Genomic DNA, 20,685 nt, shown 5'->3' with positions numbered 1-20,685 from the left:
AGCACCCTTAGCTCAACTGGATAGAGTACCTGACTACGAATCAGGCGGTTAGAGGTTCGACTCCTCTAGGGTGCATCTTATATCAAAGAACATGACATTGATGTCATGTTCTTTTTTGGTTGCTAGAGGAATGGGATGGGAAAAATCTATATTGTACTTACTTTGCTTAGTTAAAATGATATTTTAAATGGAAAAGAATACTCCAGTTGACTAATCAACTGGAGTTTATTTTTATTCTTTGAAAAAGGCTTGATATAGGGCTTTAATTGCCTTTTTCTCATCTTTGGAATTGACAACGAACATGACTGAGACCTCGCTTGATCCTTGGGAAATCATAGTGATATTGATTTTATTTTCTGATAGGGCTTTTGTTGCTGTGGCGGTTACACCGACATGGCTTTTCATGTTTTCGCCAACTATCATGATAATGGAAAGGTTTTTGGTTACAGAGACTTCATCGACTTCTAAGTTGTGAGTAAGATAGGTTAGAATTTCTTTTTCTTTGATTGGTGTCATTTCACGTTCTCGGATAACGATAGATAAATCATCGATACCGGTTGGCATATGTTCCCAACGAATGTGTAAATCTTCTAAGATTTGGAGGACTTTACGACCAAAACCAACTTCCCTATTCATGAGGTATTTTGACATATTTATACTGATAAATTTGTCATCACCAGAAATACCAACTACGGGATTTTTATCTGTACTTCGTTCAAGGACGATTTTTGTTCCCGGATGACTTGGGTTATTGGTGTTTTTAATAACTAATGGAACTTGGCCTCGATAGGCTGGTATGAGTGCTTCATCATGGAGAACCGAAAAACCTGCATAGGCTAATTCTCGCATCTCCTTATAGGTTAATTCTTTAATAGAATGTGGATTTTTGACAACTCCTGGGTGTGCTGCAAACATGCCATCCACATCAGTGAAGTTTTCATAGAGGTCAGCGCTGGTAGCGGCAGCGATGAGAGAACCTGTGATGTCTGATCCTCCTCGTGAGAAGGTACAAATATGATTATCGGCTGTTATTCCGAAAAATCCTGGGATAACCAAGATGCCCTCATATTCGCGTAGTTTTTCCATTTTATCATAGCTAGATGGTAGAATTCGGGCATTTTGTGGTTCATTGGATACGATCAGTCCTGCTTGACCTGGATTGATATATCTTGCTTTAAGGCCATTTTGTCGGAAATATTCTGCTACCAATTTTGCATTGTTATTTTCCCCAGCAGCTAAGAAGGTATCATAGAGGTAAGGGTTATCTTCTTGTGGGAGTTGAGAGAGACTCAAGATATCTTTAGTGATAATATCAATTAATTTGGGATTAATTTGTAGGGCTTCAATAATCCTTTTAAAGCGATTAATAATCGAGTTTTGAATCTCACTTAATTCGGCTCCAGTCACATAGGCATCGTGATATGCAATTAAGCTATCTGTAACTTTGGTATCCACTGGGTTTTCCTTACCTGGTGCAGAGACAACGATAAACTTTCTTTGCTTGTCTGATTTAATGATTTCTAAAACTTTACTCAGTTGTTCAGCACTGGCTAATGAACTACCGCCAAATTTGGTAACTTTCATTTGGAATCCCCTTTGGTTATGAATATTAGCAACAATTATATCAGAATTGTTAGGTTTTGTCAGTAGCCTATTTATGGCGATTCTGTGTAAAGCAAACTGTATGGGGACAGTTGAGTCAGAAAGATGATTTTTCAGGTCAAAAAGTGATAGAATAGGTACATGATGAGATATAAAGCGATTATTTCTTACGATGGTAGTCAGTTTTCTGGTTTTCAAAGACAGACAAAAGCACGTACCGTTCAAGAAGAATTTGAAAAAACCTTAAGTCGATTAAATAATGGGAAAATAATAACCATTCAGGGAGCTGGGCGAACCGATGCTGGTGTCCATGCCTATGGACAGGTTATTCATTTTGATTTGGAGCAAGAACGTGATATCGAGAAGTTACGTTTTGCCCTAGATACGCAAACGCCTGATGATATTGATGTAATTAGCATTGAGGCTGTGGATGAGACCTTTCATGCGCGCTATAATAAACATCTGAAGACCTATGAATTTTTAGTGGATATCGGTCGACCAAAGAATCCTATGATGCGTAACTATGCGACCCACTATCCTTACCCATTAGAGATTCCGCTCATTGAAGAAGCCATTAAAGATTTGATTGGGACACATGATTTCACGGGCTTTACAGCTGCTGGAACAACAATCGAAAACAAAGTTCGGACCCTATACAAAGCAAAAGTGTCTTATGATGAAGACAGACAATTCTTAGTTTTCACTTTTACGGGGAATGGATTCCTCTATAAACAGGTCCGTAACATGGTTGGCACTCTATTAAAAATTGGTAACCAGAGAATGCCGGTTGAGCAGATCAGAATTATCTTGGAAGCCAAAGACCGCCAACTGGCAGGACCAACCGCTGCTGGTAATGGCCTCTATTTGAAGGAGATTATTTATGAAGACTAATTATATTTTGGCCATCTCCGGCAATGATATTTATAGTGGTGGCGGTCTTTATGCGGACTTAGCCACATTTCAACAGCACAAATTGCATGGTTTTTTGGCAGTCACCTGCTTGACGGCGGTGACTGAAAATGGCTTTGAAGTTTTTGCGACAGATCAAAAAGTCTTTAAAGCGCAATTAGATAGTATAAAAGATATTCCTTTTGCCGGCATTAAACTTGGGCTACTTCCAAATCTGGAAGTTGCAGAAGCGGCTTTAGACTTTGTCAAAGCTCATTCTGACATTCCGATTCTGCTGGACCCAGTCCTGGTTTGTAAGGAAAAACATGATTTAGAGGTCTCGGCCTTGAGGGATCAATTGCTTATGTTTTTCCCTTATGCGACTGTCATTACACCTAATTTGGTAGAAGCTGAGCTATTGTCCCAAATCGAAATCAAGACTAAGGCGGATATGAAAACGGCAGCTGTCATCTTGCATGAATTGGGGGCTAAGACGGTGGTTATCAAGGGTGGTAATCGCCTGAGTCAGGACCAGGCAGTTGATCTTTTCTACGATGGTCAGGACTTTCAGTTTTTGACCTCGCCGATTTTAACTCGCAATAATATTGGGGCGGGATGCACTTTTGCTTCAAGTATTGCTTCATCACTGGTTGAAGGGAGATCGGCTTTTGAGGCTGTTAAAGAGGCCAAGGCCTTTGTTTATAGCGCTATTGAACATGCCGATGATTATGGGGTAAAACAAAACTATGACAAATAAGAAATTACAATCAATGACACTTTTGTCCATTTTGACGGCTTTAACCACTATTTTAGGCAAGTTCGTCTCTATTGGCACACCAACGGGTTTCCTTACTTTGTTGGACGCCGGCATCTACTTCACAGCCTTTTATTTGGGCAAGAAGGAAGGGATGATTGTTGGTGGTCTTTCGGGGTTCCTGATTGATTTACTATCGGGCTATCCTAACTGGATGTTCTTTAGTTTAATCGCCCATGGCAGTCAAGGCTATTTTGCTGGTTTAACAGGCAAAAGTCGCTATTTGGGCCTCCTCTTGTCTTCCCTTTTTATGGTCGGCATTTATTTCTTAGCGACAATCCCTATGTACGGATTTGGTGCGGCTGTCGCGGGTATAATGGGCAACGTGGGTCAAAACTTCTTGGGCATGATTGTGGGTTACTTGACCTATCTCAGCATTAATAAAGTAATCAATAGAGACTAGAAAGAAGGTTTTAGGATGATTGATTTAAAAGTTTTAGAAGATGAAACGCGCTTAATTATTCAGGATGTCTTAGAACGAAGTAACATTAAAGCTGGACAAGTTTTTGTTCTTGGTCTTTCTTCAAGTGAAGTTAAGGGTGGTTTGATTGGTAAAGAATCCAGTCTTGAGATTGGTGAGATTGTTGTCAAAACTATTCTTGATGAAGTTTCTGCTCGGGGTGTTCACTTGGCTGTTCAAGGCTGTGAACATCTCAACCGTGCTCTTGTCCTTGAAGAAGAGGTTGCGGAGGCTAAAGGCTATGAGATTGTTAATGTCTTGCCTAGTCTGCACGCTGGTGGCAGTGCCCAATTGGCTGCTTTTAAATTTATGAAGCAGCCTGTGGAGGTTGAAGAAGTCATTGCTCATGCGGGTCTTGACATCGGCGATACCTTTATTGGCATGCATGTTAAGCGTGTTCAAGTCCCGCTGATTCCTGTTAAACGGGAGTTAGGAGGTGCTCATGTGACGGCTCTTGCCAGTCGGCCAAAATTGATTGGCGGGGCGCGGGCTCTCTACACCACTGATTCTATCCGGAAAAATTAAATGGGCTCAAAAAGAGGCTGGACAAGTTTGTCCGCCTCTTTTTGAGCTTTATTTTGGTGTGCTTTGTAGGGTATTGCTGGTTGGTAGGGTATTGCTGGTTGGTAGGGCAATGCCTTCTTTCAAAAGGGCATCTTGGTACTTTTGATAGAAGGTATGGTAAATGCTGACTTGTTGGCCATTCTCCGTAAAAATAGCCACCTTGTAAGAAAATTGTCCATTTGGCGTAATTTGTGGTCCTAGGATGGTTGGTTTATCAACAATTTGTGGGTAGTTTGGCAATTCCTTCTTATTAACTTCCTCGATAATCTGGTTGACTTTCTCTAAGTCAGTTGTGGAATAAAGTGGGATTTCAATGAGGGCCCGCATGTTACCACGTGATTTATTACTGACGACGGTAATGTTGCGATTAGGGATAAAATGAAGGGTACCATCAAAGCCTCGAACTTGGGTTGTCCGAATGCCGACACTTGAAATATTACCATCAATGGTTGCTATATTCACGGTGTCACCGACTTCAAATTGATTCTCAAAGAGGATAAAGAAGCCATTAACGACATCTGATAGAAAGCCCTGTGCGCCAAGACCGATAGCAACTCCTGCAATTCCAGCTCCAGCTAAGAGGCTAGAAACTGGGATATTCAGGAGACTGAGTACCCAGTAGAATAGGAGGAAATAGAGCAGGTAATTGATCAAGTTATGAATCAGTTTGGTTAAGGTATTTTTGCGGGCTTGACTTTGTCTTGAAAGGCTTAGGGATTTAAAAATTGCTTTTTCCAAAAAAGTATTGGCAACTCTTTTTATCAAAGCAAAAAAGATAAGTAATAAGACTAAGGATAGGCATTTGGAAAGTAAGTTAAATAAGATTTCTTCCAAACGAAGATGGTTAATGTAATTTAGTAAAAAAGTCATGATAATTCCTTTCTCATGTAGCTAGTTTATCAAAAATAGACTTATTTGGAAATGGCTTGACATAAAATGTCTTTTTATTGAATATTGACGATCTTTTTCCTGCCAAAAAACTTTAAAATCGCTTTGTTTTGTGGTAAAATGAACTGTATCTAAATTATTTTAAGGAGAAATGACTTAATGTCTACATCATTTGAAAACAAAGCTACTAACCGTGGCGTTATTACATTTACAATTGGTCAAGATAAAATCAAACCAGCTCTTGATCAAGCTTTCAACAAAATTAAAAAAGATTTGAATGTTCCAGGATTTCGTAAAGGTCACCTGCCTCGTCCAGTCTTCAACCAAAAATTTGGTGAAGAAGTTCTTTATGAAGATGCTTTAAATATTGTATTACCTTCAGCTTATGAAGCTGCTTTAGCTGAACTTGACCTTGAAGTTGTTGCACAACCAAAAATCGATGTTGTTTCAATGGAAAAAGGTAAAGATTGGGAAATCGCTGCAGAAGTTGTAACGAAGCCTGAAGTTAAACTTGGCGACTACAAAGACTTAACAGTTGAAGTTGAAGTATCAAAAGAAGTTACAGATGAAGAAGTAGACGAAAAAATTGAACGCGAACGTAAAAACTTAGCAGAACTTGTTGTTAAAGAAGATGCTGCTGAATTAGGCGATACAGTTGTTATCGACTTCGTTGGCTCTGTTGACGGTGTTGAATTTGACGGTGGTAAAGGTGATAACTTCTCACTTGAACTTGGTTCAGGTCAATTTATCCCAGGTTTTGAAGAACAATTAGTTGGTACTAAAGCTGGCGAAACTAAAGACGTTAACGTTACTTTCCCTGAAAACTATCAAGCTGAAGACCTTGCAGGAAAAGATGCTAAATTCGTAACAACTGTTCACGAAGTTAAAGCTAAAGAAGTTCCAGAACTTGATGATGAACTAGCTAAAGATATTGATGAAGAAGTTGAAACTCTAGATGAATTAAAAGCTAAATACCGTAAAGAACTTGAAGCAGCTAAAGAAATTGCATACGATGATGCCGTTGAAGGTACAGCTATCGAATTAGCAGTTGACAACGCTGAAATCGTTGAATTACCAGAAGAAATGGTTCATGACGAAGTTCACCGTTCAATGAATGAATTCATGGGTAACATGCAACGTCAAGGTATTTCACCAGAAATGTACTACCAATTAACAGGTACAAGCCAAGAAGACCTTCACAAACAATATGAAGCAGAAGCTGACAAACGTGTTAAAACTAACTTAGTTATTGAAGCTATTGCTAAAGCAGAAGGTTTTGAAGCTACTGATGAAGAAATCGAAAAAGAAATCAATGACCTTGCTACAGAATACAACATGCCTGTAGAGCAAGTTCGTTCACTTCTTTCAGCTGATATGTTGAAACATGATATTGCTATGAAAAAAGCAGTTGAAGTTATCACTGAAACAACTAAAGTAAAATAAGACAATCCTTCTAGGATAAATTGACAAGAGAGTCTGGAATATTATATTTCAGACTCTTTCTTGACATAAAGGAGAATGAGATGTTAAAAGCAATCATTTTTGATATGGATGGGGTCATTGTTGACACTGAGTATTTAGATTTTAAACTCCAAAGCGATTTTATTAAGTCAATTTCCAAGTCACCTGAAAACTTGACACTTGAGGATTTTTCAGGCTTAGTAGGTCGTTCTGGTAGGGATTTATGGGATCGTATTCGAATTTTGAGTCAAAATCCTGTTTCAGATGAAGCTATCTTAGCCGGGCTTGCACTTATTGATGAGCAAAAATACAATGCCGAAACTGCTCGCAAGCTTTTCCGTAAAGACATTGTGAAAATCATTGATTTTGCTAAGCAACATGATATAAAACTGGTTGTCGCCTCATCTAGTCCCAAAAAGGAAATCCTCAAAGTTCTCGACGCTTGTGGCATATTGCAGGATTTTCATTTGATTGTTACGGGGGAAGATTTTGTCGAAAGCAAACCCAACCCAGCTATCTACTTTCATGTCTTAAAGACTTTGGATATTGCAGCTGATCAAGCCTTAGTCATTGAAGATTCATCTTCCGGAATTAGGGCAGGAAAAGCAGCAGGAATACCTGTTTTAGCTTATCAAGAAAATAGGATGTTGGTGGATCAAAGTCAGGCTGATTTTATTTTGGAAAATATGCAAGCCATTTATGAAAAGATCGTTGAGATTAGCGGAAAAGCCACTGTTTAACTGATAAAAGCTTTGACGAATCTGCAAAATTAGCGTAAAATAGTAAGGAATGATAAAATAAGGAGAACTGCCTTGAAATTAGACATATTTGCGGGACAAGAAAAAAGTGAACTTTCAATGATTGAAGTGGCGCGTGCTATTTTAGAAGAACGAGGTCGCGACAATGAAGTGTACTTTAGTGATTTAGTTAATGATATTCAAACATTTTTAGGAAAATCAGACGCTGATATCCGTCACGCTTTACCATTTTTCTACACAGACTTAAATACAGATGGTTCATTTATTCCGCTTGGCGACAACAAATGGGGCTTACGCTATTGGTATGCTATTGATGAAATTGATGAAGAAATCATTACCCTAGAAGATGAAGAAGATGGTGCACCAAAACGTAAGAAAAAACGTGTTAACGCCTTTATGGATGGTGATGAAGATGCTATCGACTACAGTGATGATGATCCAGAAGATGAAGACTTCACTGAGGAAACTGAAGATATTGAATATGATGAAGAAGATCCAGAAGATGAAAAATCAGAAGTGGAATCTTATGATTCAGAATTAAATGAAATCATTCCAGAAGACGAAATTGAAGAAGTTGAAATCAATGAAGAAGATGATGAAGAAGAGGAAGAAGAAGAATAATTTTTCTTTGCAAAAGCTTTCATCTTTAGAAATGAGGATGACAACATTTTCAGCTCAATAATATTTGACAAAGTTCTGAATATAGTTTATATTATTATTCGGGCACCTCTTTAAGAGGTCGATTAAGGCTCCCTAGCAATAGGGGGCTATTTTTGTTTTTTCTTCATCTTAATGCTTTTTCTGCCTGACCATTCTCAAAGGATGATTACCCCATTTCAGTCAAGGGAAGTATCCAAGATGAAAGTATGTATTTATGAACATAAGGAGTTTGAATGACAAAATACATTTTTGTAACAGGTGGTGTTGTATCATCTATTGGTAAAGGGATTGTAGCAGCAAGTTTAGGACGACTATTGAAAAATCGTGGCTTAAAAGTAACCATTCAAAAGTTTGATCCCTATATTAATATTGATCCAGGGACAATGAGTCCTTACCAACATGGAGAAGTTTATGTCACTGATGATGGTGCAGAGACTGATCTTGACCTTGGTCATTATGAACGCTTTATTGACATTAACTTAAATAAGTATTCAAACGTGACAACTGGTAAAATCTACAGTGAAGTTTTACGTAAGGAACGTAAAGGGGAATATTTAGGCGCAACCGTTCAAGTTATTCCACATATTACAGATGCCTTAAAAGAAAAAATTAAACGCGCTGCAACAACAACAGATTCTGATGTTATCATCACCGAAGTTGGTGGTACGGTTGGGGATATTGAAAGCTTGCCATTTTTAGAAGCTCTTCGTCAAATGAAGGCAGATGTTGGTTCTGACAACGTCATGTACATTCACACCACACTTTTACCTTATTTAAAAGCAGCTGGTGAAATGAAAACAAAACCAACCCAACACTCTGTTAAAGAACTACGTGGTCTAGGTATCCAACCTAATATGTTGGTTATTCGGACGGAAGAACCTGTTGAACAAGGGATTAAGAATAAGTTGGCTCAATTCTGTGACGTGCAACCTGAAGCCGTTATTGAATCGATGGATGTGGAACACTTGTACCAGATTCCATTAAACCTTCAAGCACAAGGCATGGATCAAATTGTTTGTGACCACTTGAAATTAGATGTCCCACAAGCTGACATGACCGAATGGACAGCCATGGTTGATAAGGTTATGAACCTTAAAAAATCAACCAAGATTGCCTTGGTTGGTAAGTATGTTGAATTACCAGATGCTTATCTTTCAGTTGTCGAAGCCTTGAAACACTCAGGTTTTGAAAATGATTCAGCGATTGATTTAGATTGGGTTAATGCTAATGACCTAACAGCTGACAATGCGGCTGAATTACTAGGAGATGCTGACGGGATTATTGTTCCTGGAGGCTTTGGTCAACGGGGAACGGAAGGTAAAATTCAAGCCATTCGTTATGCCCGTGAACAAGATGTGCCAATGCTAGGTATCTGTTTAGGGATGCAATTAACCTGCGTGGAATATGCAAGACACGTCCTTAATATGGAAGGGGCCAATTCAGCTGAACTTGATCCTGAAACACCATACCCAATCATTGATATTATGCGTGATCAAATTGATATTGAAGACATGGGTGGAACACTTCGTCTTGGTCTTTACCCATGTAAGTTAAAAGTTGGTTCAAAAGCAGCGGCAGCCTACAACAATCAAGAAGTGGTGCAACGCCGTCACCGTCACCGTTATGAATTTAACAATAAATTCCGTCCAAAATTTGAAGCAGCAGGCTTTGTTTTCTCAGGTGTTTCACCAGATAATCGCTTGATGGAAATTGTTGAACTTCCTGATAAAAAATTCTTTGTGGCTGCTCAATACCACCCTGAATTGCATAGCCGTCCAAATCATGCTGAAGAGCTTTACACAGCATTTGTGACTGCTGCTGTTGAAAACAGCAGATGATTTTTCTAGATTTTTACTTGAAACTTGAAAGAGTTTTCAAAACAGTGTTATAATATAGCATACAGAGGTTAAGCTATGATAACACTATTATTACCCCTCCTCGAACGGGTGGGGCTGATTATATTGCTGGCTAATCTATTAATGATTAGCCCTTTTTATAAGCGCATGATGTATGAGCGAGATTCTAGACGAGCGCGTTTGGTCTTGATTCTGACCTTTTCAGCATTTGCTATTATTAGTAACTTCACGGGTGTCTTGGTTAATGCGCCATTTGATATTGGCAATGGTGGCCTTGTCAGTCTATCCTCACATACCTCCATCGCTAATACACGGACCTTGACCATTGGGATGTCGGGCCTAATCGGCGGACCTTTTGTTGGTTTCTTCGTCGGCCTCATTTCAGGTAGCGTCCGCTGGTTTCAGGGTGGGAATGCTCCCCATACTTATTTCATTTCTTCTCTATTGATTGGTCTTTTCTCTGGTTTACTTGGACAAATGAGCTTGCGCAAAAAAAGCTATCCACCAGTCTGGCAGGGGAGTTTATGTGGAGCATTGATGGAAATTATCCAGATGCTTTGTATCTATATTTTCTCGCCGGACAAGACACAAGCAGTAGAATTAATTCAAACCATTGCCATTCCTATGGTCTTTGTTAATGCCTTAGGCACGGGGATATTTCTATCGATCATTCTTGGTACTCTGGCTCAAGAAGAAAGTATGAAGGCCATTCAAACCCATGATGTTTTAGCACTGACCAATACGACTTTGCCTTATTTCCGTCAAGGTCTTACGCCAGCATCTGCCCAAAAGGCAGCCATTGAAATCCAAAAATTTATGCGGGTTTCAGCTGTTTCTGTAACCAATCGGACCTCAATTTTAGCCCATGTTGGCGCTGCGAGTGACCATCATATTCCGGCTAAGCGAATTATCACGGATTTGTCTAAAGAAGTTATTGAGACTGGAAAGATTCATGTGGCCAAACATAAGCATGAGATTGGTTGTCACGTGGCTGATTGTCCCTTGGAGGCGGCTATTGTAGTTCCTTTGTTTGTTAAAGGAAAGGTCGCTGGTACTTTTAAACTCTACTTTACAGATGCTGATAAAATATCTTATGTTGAAGAAGAATTGGCTCAAGGTTTAGGTAATATCTTTTCGTCTCAATTAGAGTTGGGACAAATGGCTATCGAACAAGGTCTCTTAAAAGATGCGGAAATTAAATCCTTGCAGGCACAAGTCAACCCTCATTTTCTATTTAATGCCATTAATACCATTTCAGCTTTGATGCGGATTGATAGTGAAAAAGCCCGTCATTTGCTTTTGCAGTTAGGCAATTACTTCCGTGCTAATATCAATAGTACGCGCCATAATCTGATTTCTGTTGAAGAAGAAATGAATCATTTAAATGCTTACTTGTCTATTGAGCAAGCCCGTTTTCCAAATCGTTTTGACATTCATATGCTTATTCCTCAAGAACTCTATCAGGCTGCTATTCCACCTTTTATTATTCAGATATTGGTTGAAAATGCCTTGAAGCATGCTTTTACAGGTCGTAAAAAAGATAATCATGTGACAATTAGTATTAGCCAAGAAGATAAATTATTACACCTTCAGGTTAAGGATAACGGTAAGGGGATTGATGCTGACTTATTACCAAAATTAGGTAAGGAAGTCATTTCATCTTCAGGCGGAACAGGTTCTGCTATTGAAAACCTTAATCGTCGTTTACGTAGTCTTTTTGGGGATGCGTCACAATTCAAAATTTCTTCAAGTGATCAAGGCGCTTGTTTTGATGTTACGATTCCCTATCATATTATAGAAGGAGAGGCAGAATGAAAGTTGCCATTATTGATGATGAGCCCTTGGCTCGCATGGAATTAAACTACCTCTTGCAGCAAACTGAACAGGTAGAAGAGATTTTTGAAGGTGAATCCATTGATGATGCCTTTGAATTGATTTTAGCGGAGCAACCGGATCTCCTTTTCTTGGATATTCATTTGACTGATGAGAGTGGCTTGGACTTGGCTAAACGCTTGACCAAGGTACCAAATGGGCCGCTGATTATTTTCGCGACAGCTTATGATAATCATGCTGTGGAGGCTTTTGAAGTCAATGCATTGGATTATATCCTCAAGCCCTTCGAGCAAACACGGATTCAAAAGGCTGTTGAGAAGGCCCAGCTTGCGTTAGAGGTCCAAAATCGGGGACAAGGGCAGGCTAAGACAGTTGAGAAGGCTGTTGAGCGCTTGACGGTTGAGACAGATGAGCGTATTTATCTTTTACCTTTTACAGACATTCTTTATTGTGAAGTTCAAGGTAAAGAGACAACGGTTTACACGAAAAAGGGAGCTTATACTAGCCACACTAGCTTGTCGGCTATTGAGAAAAACTTGACTTCCGACCGCTTTTTGAAGGTTCATCGGGCTTACATTATTAATCAAGAAGAAATCAAGGAAATTCAACCCTGGTTTAACCAAACCTATCAAGTCACTATGTCCAATAAGGGCAAGGTTCCAGTGTCTAGGTCTTATATTAAGGTCTTTAAACAGCAATTAGGACTTTAAACTGCAACTTAAGACTGGGAAAAAGTATTTCATACCAGCTTGAAAGCGTTTCACTCCAAAAAGAGCCTTTAGGGCTCTTTTTTGTCTATAATAAAGGCAGTCAAACAAGAAAAAAAGGAAAATAAAAGGAGTCGAAATCATGAAAAAATCTTACTCAGTTATCTATCAAAGCGTATTAATCGGTTCTATCGTCCTCATCTCAAAAGTGATTGAAAGTCTCCTACCATTTGTGATGCCAGCATCAGTTATTGGTTTGTTGCTCATGTTCTTAGCTCTTTCATTTAATGTTATCAAACTCGAACAGGTTGAAACAGTTGGCGATGCTTTAGTTAACAACATTGGTTTATTCTTCGTACCTGCTGGTGTGTCAGTTATTAAATCACTTGGTTTACTTCAAGCAAACTTTTTATTAGATATGGTTTTAATTTTTGCATCAACATTAATTTTACTCGTAGCAACTGGTTGGATGACTCAATTAATCTTACAACTTAACACAGGTGCTGTTCTTGATAAAGGTCGTGATTTTGCCAAAGCTCACCAACCACAAGCACAACCATTGGCTAACAACAAAGTATTTGCTAAATAATGAAAGGACGTTACAAAGATGGAAGCATTCATTGAATTATTAAAAGTTTCTCCAATTTTTGGTGTTTTATTATCAGTCGGTACCTTCTTCATCGGGCAAATCTTGTTCAAAAAGACTAATGGATTCTTCCTCTTTGCACCTCTTTTCGTTGCCATGATTCTCGGTATCGCAACTTTAAAAGCCACTGGCATTACCTTCGACCAATACAATAAGGGTGGGCAAATCATTGCTTTCTTCCTTGAGCCAGCTACCATTTGCTTTGCTATTCCCCTTTATCGTAAAAAAGAGGTTTTGAAAAAATACTGGATGCAAATTCTTGGTGGTATTACTTTAGGTAGTGTTGTTGCTGTTTACGGTATTTATGTGATTTCAACTATCCTTCAATTAGGCAAAGTTGTCACTGCCTCAATGCTTCCTCAAGCTGCGACAACAGCGATTGCTATGCCAACATCACTTGCTATTGGTGGTTCAGCGGAATTGACATCTCTAGCTTGTATCTTAAATGGGGTTATTATTTATGCATTGGCTAAGCCACTCATTAAGCTCTTTAAGATTAATGATCCAATTGCGCGTGGTCTTGCTTTAGGAACTGCGGGGCATGCTCTTGGAGTTTCAGCAGCCAAAGATTTTGGACAGGTGGAAGAATCCATGGGTTCTATCGCACTTGTTATCGTAGGAGTTATCGTTACCGTAGTGGTTCCTATCTTTAGTAGTGTACTTCTTTAATAATAGTTGAAAAAGGAAGGCCGGACCCCTTTCTTTTTTTGTGCAAATAAGGTAAAATATTTGATATGAAAATAATTCGAATATCAAAGTATTTTATGCTTTTACTTTTACTTTTAACCACTATCAGTGTTGGCGCAAGTTTTTACTTTTTCCATGTCGCTCAAATTAGAGAAGAGAAGCCTTTTATTAGCAATGCAAAGAGGACCAAGGAGAATCCTTTATATGCTAGTGAAAAAGCCTTCGATGCTTTAACAGTTGAGACCAGACACTTAACCAATAGAGATAAAAAGCAGGTTGCTTGGTATTTGCCTGCAGAGAAGCCAACTCATAAAACGGCTATTGTTGTCCATGGTTTCTTGAACAGTAAAGAGGGAATGAAACCTTACGCCATGCTCTTCCATGATTTAGGTTATAATGTTTTGATTCCTGATAATGAGGCTCATGGGCAGAGTGAAGGAAATATTATTGGTTATGGTTGGAATGACCGTTTGAATCTGATTGCCTGGACAAAACAGTTGGTAAAGGAAGATCCTAAGAGTCAGATTTCTTATTTTGGACTTTCTATGGGTGCAGCGACTGTAATGATGGCTAGTGGGGAACAATTACCAAAACAAGTGGTCAATATTATTGAGGACTGTGGTTATAGCAGTGTTTGGGAAGAATTGAAATACCAGGCTAAGGATATGTATAATTTACCTGCCTTCCCAATTATCTATGAGGTTTCAGCCATTTCTAAAATACGGGCTGGGTTTACTTATGGTGAAGCTAGTTCTGTTAATCAGTTGAAGAAGAATAAGTTACCTGTCCTCTTTATTCATGGGGATAAGGATGATTTTGTGCCAACAGACATGGTTTATGATAATTATAAAGCGACAGCTGGATCTAAAGAAAAGCTGATTGTTAAGGGTGCTAAGCATGCCAAAGCCTATGAAGTCGATAAAGAAGGCTACGAAAAAGAAATTGCAAACTTTTTGAAAAAATATCAAAACTAGCATTGACAGAAATTCTCATAGTTGATATAATAATTGATGTTGCTAATGAGTAGCGGGGATGGCGGAATTGGCAGACGCGCAGGACTAAGGATCCTGTGACCGCTTTAGGTCGTGAGGGTTCAAGTCCCTCTCTCCGCATAAAGTAAGTGAGCTTTGGGCTCGCTTTTTTTGTTGTTTAAAAGGTAAAAATTTTTATAAAAATCGATCATTTTAGAATTTAGAAAACGTTTTACACGTTTGCAAGTACTAGAAATTTCATGTGAATTATGCTAGAATGTAGATTGTAAACGGGATTACCCGAAAAATTAGAGGAGGCCTAACAAATGGCAATCGTTTCAGCAGAAAAATTTGTACAAGCAGCTCGTGAAAACGGCTATGCTGTTGGTGGATTTAACACTAACAACTTAGAATGGACTCAAGCTATCTTGCGTGCAGCAGAAGCTAAAAAAGCTCCAGTTCTTATCCAAACTTCAATGGGTGCTGCGAAATACATGGGTGGTTATAAAGTGTGTCAATCACTTATCTCTAACCTTGTAGAATCAATGGGAATTACTGTTCCTGTAGCTATTCACCTTGACCATGGTCATTATGAAGATGCTTTGGAATGTATCGAAGTTGGTTACTCTTCAATCATGTTCGACGGTTCTCACCTTCCAGTTGAAGAAAACCTTGCTAAAACAAAAGAAGTTGTTGAATTAGCACATGCTAAAGGTGTTTCAGTTGAAGCTGAAGTTGGAACAATCGGTGGAGAAGAAGACGGTATCATCGGTAAAGGTGAACTTGCTCCAATCGAAGATGCTAAAGCAATGGTTGAAACTGGAATTGATTTCCTTGCTGCTGGTATTGGTAACATCCATGGTCCATACCCTGCAAACTGGGAAGGTCTTGCTCTTGACCACTTAGAAAAATTAGCGGCAGCCGTTCCTGGCTTCCCAATTGTTTTACACGGTGGTTCTGGTATCCCTGACGATCAAATTAAAGCAGCTATCAAGCTTGGTGTTGCTAAAGTTAACGTTAACACTGAAAGCCAAATTGCATTCTCAAATGCAACTCGTGAATTTGCTCGTAACTACGATGCAAACGAAGCAGAATACGATGGTAAAAAATTATTTGACCCACGTAAATTCTTGGCTCCAGGTATGAAAGCTGTTCAAGCTGCAGTTGAAGAACGTATCGACGTTTTCGGATCAGCGAATAAAGCATAATTTTGCTTGAAACATGATTAAATTAAGGTTTATCCATTGGGATAAACCTTTTTTGTTTCTAAAAATACTCAAGAAATACTCAATCATCAATAAGACTGTCAATAACATGAGTAATATCTTTCTTCATATTCTTAGTGATGTGAAGGTAGATTTGAGTTACCTTACTGCCTTTGGTATGTCCTACTCGCTCTTGAATAGCCTCTAAAGGGACTTTCTTTTCAGCTAAAAAACTAATATGAGTATGTCTAAAAATATGGGTGCTAATATGTTTATTGAAAGTTATTCGTTGGTCTATATTGATTCCCACTTTTTTGATATGACCTGTTTTTGTTTTCTTGCCTGTCTCACTAGAGTTTAGGAAACTGTTCAAAACACTATAATGTAGTGGAGTTCCATTATACATAGCTTTATAGTGGTTTTTTGAAGTAAATATCCAACCGTTATCTTGATAGCTAGGGTTGCCAGTTATATGATGATTATTTTCTTCTATTTCTTCTTGAAGTAGCTCCAAGGCTTTTTGAGAAAGTTCAACTGTCCTATAGCTCTGTTCATTTTTCACACTTCCCTCATAGTTGTTTTTACTTGCTCCACCATGAGTAGCCCTAGTTCTTTTAACATAAGCAAGCTTCTTTTGAAAATCTATGTCAGTAACCTTTAAGCCTAAGACTTCTCCTATCCTCATGCCTGTTAGACTTTGAAACTCAAAAATTCGACCATATTGTCGGTTATGTTCATTTACAATAGCTAGAACCTCGACAAGTTCATCTTTTTCAAGATATGAATCTTCTATATTCTTACTCTCTAATTCTTTGATTCTTTCTTCTAGTCCTTTGCTTTCAATTTGGACATAAGGCATAGGATTTTGTTCAGGTTTGATGTAGTTTCTTTTAATTGCAAAGGTATAAATTGAATTGAGGTCAGATTTTAGAGCTTGAGCTATTCTTTTATGATTTCCCAAAGGGTAGAACTGGTCTATCATTTTTTGAATCACATCAGAAGTTATATTTTGAAGTAAGCTATCAGCAGGAAGGTGATTTAAGATATGATTTCGGAATCTGCCTTGTTCTCCAGCCAATGTTTTAGGTGCAACTTTTTTCTTTTTGATTCGGTCATCTTCCCACTCATTCCAAACTCTGTTCAAAGTGATATCTTCTTTACTGCTGATAGTTGATAGAGTGAACCTTTGATGAAACTGGTTTAGTTTTTCTTGAAGCTCTCTTCTGATAGTTCCTTGTAATTGAGGGGAGATTTTAATTTTTCCGCTATCTGAATATGATTCACTCGTTAAATACCATTTACTAACGATTTCCCAGCGTTTTTGTGTGAGTGGGTGTTTGGTATAGATTCTGTATTTAACTTCTAAATACCCCCTTTTAGATGCTTTACGAGCCTGCTTAAATGTAACATTCCCCATATTTGTATTTGACATTGTTTACCTCATCTTTCATATCTATGGTCTTGTCTATATCGAAGGAAGTTCAAGAAACCTTCAAAATGTATCCAAACAATTTTGTGGGAAGGATTTACAACAAACGAAGAATATTTTGGATTTCTTCGCATTTCAACTAACAGTGAATCGAGTGTTTTAGGTTTTAAACCTTCAAATCGTTTGCATATTGCTTCTTTATTTCCCCATTCAGCTTGACAATCTTCAACAGGTACGTATTTAATTTGAATCATTTCCTTACTCCTTATCAATTTTAATTTTTCGATACTTGACCTCATTATTTACTAAATGTCCTTTTCTGAAAACTTTACTGTTGTAGGTGCTTTCGTAAAGGATATCATCAGTTTGGATAAGGTCTTCTACATTTTCATTTGTTAAAAGCTTTAATTCCTCAGGTCTATTTAGATTTCTAGAGGAATAAAAGGCCTTTTTACCTAAGCTATCTAATAATTCCTGTCCAATACCTTTTTCCATGTACTTTGCTACATAGCGACCTGCGTTAGAGGAATCATCTAGGCTATCTAATTTATTTATCCGAACCGCCCCATGTCCCCATGTTTCCAATAAGGAAGAGTGAAGTACAAAGGGAAAATTAAAAAGAAGAATGTGTGCATGCCACGCTCCTCTTTTCTGTCGTTCTAATACTGCTATATATTTTAGTTGCCTTTTTTTAGAATGATAAATGTAGTAGTTTAATCTCTTGATAAACTTATCAAACATTGTATTGAATTCTATTCGGTCTTTAATATTTTCTTTTGTTGTTAGGGTAAGGAAACTTGTTTTATTATCATAATTACAATCTATCAGCCTTTGGAGTTTCCATTTTGAATTCTTTCGATTTTTTGATATGCGTTTTAATTTTTCCTCTTGTTCATCAGCTGTAAGTTCATCAAATTTTCTACGTTTTTGTTTTTCTTTTAAAGTGACATGACTAGTATCAATTTCAGTATTATCACTTGAGAAAATAGGGGATTGATATTCCCAAATCTCAATGTACGAGGAAGTTCGGATAATTCTGCGATTGTAACTCACAAAATCACCTCATTTTCTCGTTAAGTTTGCCTATATAATAAATAAACTAGAGGAGCAAGCTCCTCTGAATTTCAATCACAAGAATCGCTCCGCTAAACACGCTTCCAGCTTGCCGACCAGTCGGCAGTTTTTCTTATGATTAAAATTAGTAATTGTATGTTTGAGTTTCTGTATCAAATTCAAGAACAGGTATAACCTTGCTACGGTCAACCGTTCCGTCTATAAAGTAATGATTGTGTTTATCAAAGAAGATTTTTCCAAGGTATTCTTCGTTATGGGCGATTTGGGAGGAGCCAACATGTCCTGAAATAATATCCTTAAAGAATTTTCCAGTAGTAATAGGGAATTTATTGGTAAACATCTTAGGGTCGGTTCCCTCTTTCCAAAAAATTCCAGCTTCTTCATCAATCCCAGCATGAACAAAGATTTGGTTTTCAGTTTCTACAAATCTAGGTTCTTGATATTTTTCTTTAAACCAAGTTATAAAAGCAGAAAATCTAGGGTTTGTTTTGATTTCTTGTCGAATAGCTGATTCAAAGTTATCTAGGTTAGTAGAAAGTATTTCTTTTAACTCATCTAAGCTAAAGAAACTCTTGATAGTTTCCACAAAAACTTCAGAAATAGGAGTTTCAGAAATGAGCCAGTCATAAAACCATTCATCATGGTTTCCTAAAAGTGTAGTGACTTGATTGGGATAAGTAGATTCAAGTTCTTGAATTTTTTCAAGGACCTGATAGGAATGGTTTCCGTTATCTACATAGTCTCCTAAAAGAAATAGGCGATTTTCTATATTTGTTAAATCTACCAATTCTAATGCCTTAAGAAATTCTTGGTAATGACCGTGAATATCAGACATAGCATAAATTTTAGCCATAGTAACTCCTATTAAATCAAATTTTTCAGGGCTTCACACGTTTCTAAAGTTTTCCATTCTGATTGAATGACGGTTATTTCATTAGTTTGGTCATCGTGAATAAGTAAGTCTCCGTTTCCATAGATGTTGAAATCCTTATCAACTGCGAATGTATCAACACTTATAACTGATTGATTGATATTGATATGAGTTTGTGGTGTGTGACCAACAATTTGCTTTAACCTAATATTTTCATTGGGAATCAATTCAATTTCACGGAAATCAGCCCATACTGGAGAGCCAGCCATTTCTCCTCCACCGCGTTTCATGCCGACAGCATTGGCAAATCGGACAAGCTCTTTAAAATGTATATTGTTGTCAATATCGAATGGGGATAAATGCCAATCGTCTAGGTCAAATAATAAATTGTAACCAGCATGGCTGACAAGATAGTTCCCTAATTTATAAGCTATTTGTAAATCTAAATCTAGGAGACTATCTTGTACAGCTAGGAATGCCTCCTTATTCTTCAAAGAGAATGGTGCTTGAAAATTGATAACATAGAAAATGTCATGATTTCCAATGAGGTTGATAACCTCAAGTCCTCTATCGAGCATTTTTTCTTTCCATTCAGTGAGATAGGTTAGGTCTTTCGCATAGAGTTTAATATTATTCTCTTGACCAGACCAATCAACATAGTCGCCTAAGAAAATAACACGTTGACAATCTTGCTCCGAAATAACTTTTTCTACGATAGGCAGAATGAGACGTGCTTTTAGGTGGGTATCACCGACTAGGATTGTTTTAGTCATATAATCACTCCCCTACTAAGTCTAGGATTTGCTCTATGCTAATAGGTGTAAAATTAATCATATCAGCACCTACGTTTATTGCACGGCCTCCTAATATGTCTTTGAAATAATCGGTCCTGTTGTTATGAACGTGTCCATATAGGTGGATAGAGTCATGGAAATATCCCTCCCACTCTAGTATTGGATAGTGGAATAGAACGAATTTTATTTTGTGATAGTTTAAGGTGTGGTAGTCTTTTACCCATTCAAACAATCTTTTGTCAAAATCTGGGGAATCAAGATAATGTTCGTGATTCCCTTTGACTAAGAATTTTTTACCTTTTAGAGATTTTAAAATCTCATTAGCTTGCTTGGCATTTCCTCGAAATAGGAAATCTCCAAGGATATAGACTTCATCATTCTCAGTTACAACTTGATTCCAATTACTGATAAGCTTTCTGTTCATATCATCGGCATTAATAAAGGGGCGATTACAAAACTCTATAACATTTTCATGATAAAAGTGAGTGTCAGCGATGAAGTATATCATAAGTAACCT

22 protein-coding genes and 2 tRNA genes are annotated in these 20,685 nt (G+C 37.8%); 16 read left to right on the top strand and 8 right to left on the bottom strand.

Annotation, left to right across the window (positions count from 1 at the left end; translation table 11 throughout):
• Position 1: 1 nt before the first annotated feature.
• A tRNA-Arg gene (locus A9Q68_RS10515) sits at positions 2-75 on the top strand.
• A 156-nt stretch (positions 76-231) separates the two neighbouring features.
• Here A9Q68_RS10515 and A9Q68_RS10510 read toward each other — a convergent pair.
• Positions 232-1,584, bottom strand: coding sequence for an aspartate kinase (locus A9Q68_RS10510; protein WP_071794652.1), 1,353 nt, complete (start codon positions 1,582-1,584; stop codon positions 232-234).
• A 159-nt stretch (positions 1,585-1,743) separates the two neighbouring features.
• On the opposite strand from A9Q68_RS10510, the gene truA reads away from it, so the two are divergent.
• Genes truA through A9Q68_RS10490 form a run of 4 tightly spaced genes read left to right on the top strand, consistent with a single transcriptional unit; the run spans position 1,744 to position 4,289 of the window.
• Positions 1,744-2,493 (top strand): tRNA pseudouridine(38-40) synthase TruA, encoded by a 750-nt coding sequence (truA, locus tag A9Q68_RS10505; RefSeq protein ID WP_071794651.1) that lies wholly within the window; start codon positions 1,744-1,746, stop codon positions 2,491-2,493.
• A complete protein-coding gene (locus A9Q68_RS10500) occupies positions 2,483-3,247 on the top strand; it encodes a bifunctional hydroxymethylpyrimidine kinase/phosphomethylpyrimidine kinase (protein WP_071794650.1) in 765 nt (254 codons plus the stop codon). Before truA ends, A9Q68_RS10500 begins: the two co-directional genes overlap by 11 nt.
• The gene (locus tag A9Q68_RS10495) at positions 3,237-3,707 is read left to right on the top strand and encodes an ECF transporter S component (protein ID WP_071794649.1); all 471 of its coding nucleotides are present in this window, start codon (positions 3,237-3,239) and stop codon (positions 3,705-3,707) included. The genes A9Q68_RS10500 and A9Q68_RS10495 overlap by 11 nt, the downstream gene beginning before the upstream one ends.
• Positions 3,708-3,725: 18 nt before the next feature.
• Positions 3,726-4,289: a TIGR01440 family protein gene (locus tag A9Q68_RS10490; RefSeq protein ID WP_071794654.1), complete on the top strand. Its 564-nt coding sequence runs from the start codon at positions 3,726-3,728 to the stop codon at positions 4,287-4,289.
• Positions 4,290-4,337: 48 nt separating this feature from the next.
• Here the strand turns inward: A9Q68_RS10490 and A9Q68_RS10485 are convergent, their stop codons facing one another.
• On the bottom strand, positions 4,338-5,198 hold the full coding sequence (locus A9Q68_RS10485; protein ID WP_071794648.1) for a mechanosensitive ion channel family protein: 861 nt from the start codon (positions 5,196-5,198) through the stop codon (positions 4,338-4,340).
• 177 nt (positions 5,199-5,375) lie between these two features.
• On the opposite strand from A9Q68_RS10485, the gene tig reads away from it, so the two are divergent.
• The 11 genes from tig (at position 5,376) to A9Q68_RS10430 (ending at position 16,003) form a co-directional block, all read left to right on the top strand.
• On the top strand, positions 5,376-6,659 hold the full coding sequence (gene tig, locus A9Q68_RS10480) for a trigger factor (RefSeq protein WP_071794647.1): 1,284 nt from the start codon (positions 5,376-5,378) through the stop codon (positions 6,657-6,659).
• 80 nt (positions 6,660-6,739) lie between these two features.
• Positions 6,740-7,417 carry an HAD family hydrolase gene (locus A9Q68_RS10475; RefSeq protein WP_071794646.1) on the top strand — a complete coding sequence of 226 codons (678 nt, stop codon included), beginning with the start codon at positions 6,740-6,742 and terminating at the stop codon, positions 7,415-7,417.
• A 72-nt stretch (positions 7,418-7,489) separates the two neighbouring features.
• On the top strand, positions 7,490-8,056 hold the full coding sequence (rpoE, locus tag A9Q68_RS10470) for a DNA-directed RNA polymerase subunit delta (protein WP_071794645.1): 567 nt from the start codon (positions 7,490-7,492) through the stop codon (positions 8,054-8,056).
• A 272-nt stretch (positions 8,057-8,328) separates the two neighbouring features.
• On the top strand, positions 8,329-9,933 hold the full coding sequence (locus tag A9Q68_RS10465; protein WP_071794644.1) for a CTP synthase: 1,605 nt from the start codon (positions 8,329-8,331) through the stop codon (positions 9,931-9,933).
• 75 nt (positions 9,934-10,008) lie between these two features.
• Positions 10,009-11,766, top strand: coding sequence for a sensor histidine kinase (locus tag A9Q68_RS10460; RefSeq protein WP_071794643.1), 1,758 nt, complete (start codon positions 10,009-10,011; stop codon positions 11,764-11,766).
• Positions 11,763-12,494, top strand: coding sequence for a LytR/AlgR family response regulator transcription factor (locus A9Q68_RS10455; protein WP_071794642.1), 732 nt, complete (start codon positions 11,763-11,765; stop codon positions 12,492-12,494). The genes A9Q68_RS10460 and A9Q68_RS10455 overlap by 4 nt, the downstream gene beginning before the upstream one ends.
• 139 nt (positions 12,495-12,633) lie before the next feature.
• On the top strand, positions 12,634-13,080 hold the full coding sequence (lrgA, locus tag A9Q68_RS10450; protein ID WP_071794641.1) for an antiholin-like murein hydrolase modulator LrgA: 447 nt from the start codon (positions 12,634-12,636) through the stop codon (positions 13,078-13,080).
• Positions 13,081-13,098: 18 nt separating this feature from the next.
• The gene (gene lrgB / locus A9Q68_RS10445) at positions 13,099-13,806 is read left to right on the top strand and encodes an antiholin-like protein LrgB (protein ID WP_071794640.1); all 708 of its coding nucleotides are present in this window, start codon (positions 13,099-13,101) and stop codon (positions 13,804-13,806) included.
• Between the two features lie 65 nt (positions 13,807-13,871).
• Positions 13,872-14,798, top strand: coding sequence for an alpha/beta hydrolase (locus A9Q68_RS10440; RefSeq protein WP_071794639.1), 927 nt, complete (start codon positions 13,872-13,874; stop codon positions 14,796-14,798).
• Positions 14,799-14,850: 52 nt separating this feature from the next.
• Positions 14,851-14,936 (top strand) — tRNA-Leu (locus A9Q68_RS10435).
• A 185-nt stretch (positions 14,937-15,121) separates the two neighbouring features.
• A complete protein-coding gene (locus A9Q68_RS10430) occupies positions 15,122-16,003 on the top strand; it encodes a class II fructose-bisphosphate aldolase (RefSeq protein ID WP_003083177.1) in 882 nt (293 codons plus the stop codon).
• Positions 16,004-16,082: 79 nt separating this feature from the next.
• On the opposite strand, the gene A9Q68_RS10425 is transcribed toward A9Q68_RS10430, so the two are convergent.
• The 6 genes from A9Q68_RS10425 to A9Q68_RS10400 all read right to left on the bottom strand — a co-directional run bounded on the left by A9Q68_RS10425 (position 16,083) and on the right by A9Q68_RS10400 (position 20,676).
• Complete coding sequence (locus A9Q68_RS10425) at positions 16,083-17,432, bottom strand: tyrosine-type recombinase/integrase (RefSeq protein WP_071794638.1); 1,350 nt, start codon at positions 17,430-17,432, stop codon at positions 16,083-16,085.
• An 8-nt stretch (positions 17,433-17,440) separates the two neighbouring features.
• Positions 17,441-17,683, bottom strand: coding sequence for a DNA-binding protein (locus A9Q68_RS10420; protein ID WP_071794637.1), 243 nt, complete (start codon positions 17,681-17,683; stop codon positions 17,441-17,443).
• Between the two features lie 4 nt (positions 17,684-17,687).
• A complete protein-coding gene (locus A9Q68_RS10415) occupies positions 17,688-18,482 on the bottom strand; it encodes a rolling circle replication-associated protein (protein WP_071794636.1) in 795 nt (264 codons plus the stop codon).
• A 145-nt stretch (positions 18,483-18,627) separates the two neighbouring features.
• Positions 18,628-19,356: a metallophosphoesterase gene (locus A9Q68_RS10410; protein ID WP_071794635.1), complete on the bottom strand. Its 729-nt coding sequence runs from the start codon at positions 19,354-19,356 to the stop codon at positions 18,628-18,630.
• An 11-nt stretch (positions 19,357-19,367) separates the two neighbouring features.
• A complete protein-coding gene (locus A9Q68_RS10405) occupies positions 19,368-20,147 on the bottom strand; it encodes a metallophosphoesterase (protein WP_071794634.1) in 780 nt (259 codons plus the stop codon).
• A gap of 4 nt (positions 20,148-20,151) precedes the next feature.
• Positions 20,152-20,676 (bottom strand): metallophosphoesterase, encoded by a 525-nt coding sequence (locus A9Q68_RS10400; protein ID WP_071794633.1) that lies wholly within the window; start codon positions 20,674-20,676, stop codon positions 20,152-20,154.
• Between the last annotated feature and the right edge of the window lie 9 nt (positions 20,677-20,685).

Origin of the sequence: Streptococcus bovimastitidis, from assembly GCF_001885095.1 — a bacterium.
GTDB lineage: Bacteria > Bacillota > Bacilli > Lactobacillales > Streptococcaceae > Streptococcus > Streptococcus bovimastitidis.
Note: the sequence above shows the minus strand (reverse complement) of the source record. Positions and strands in the feature narration are given on the sequence as shown.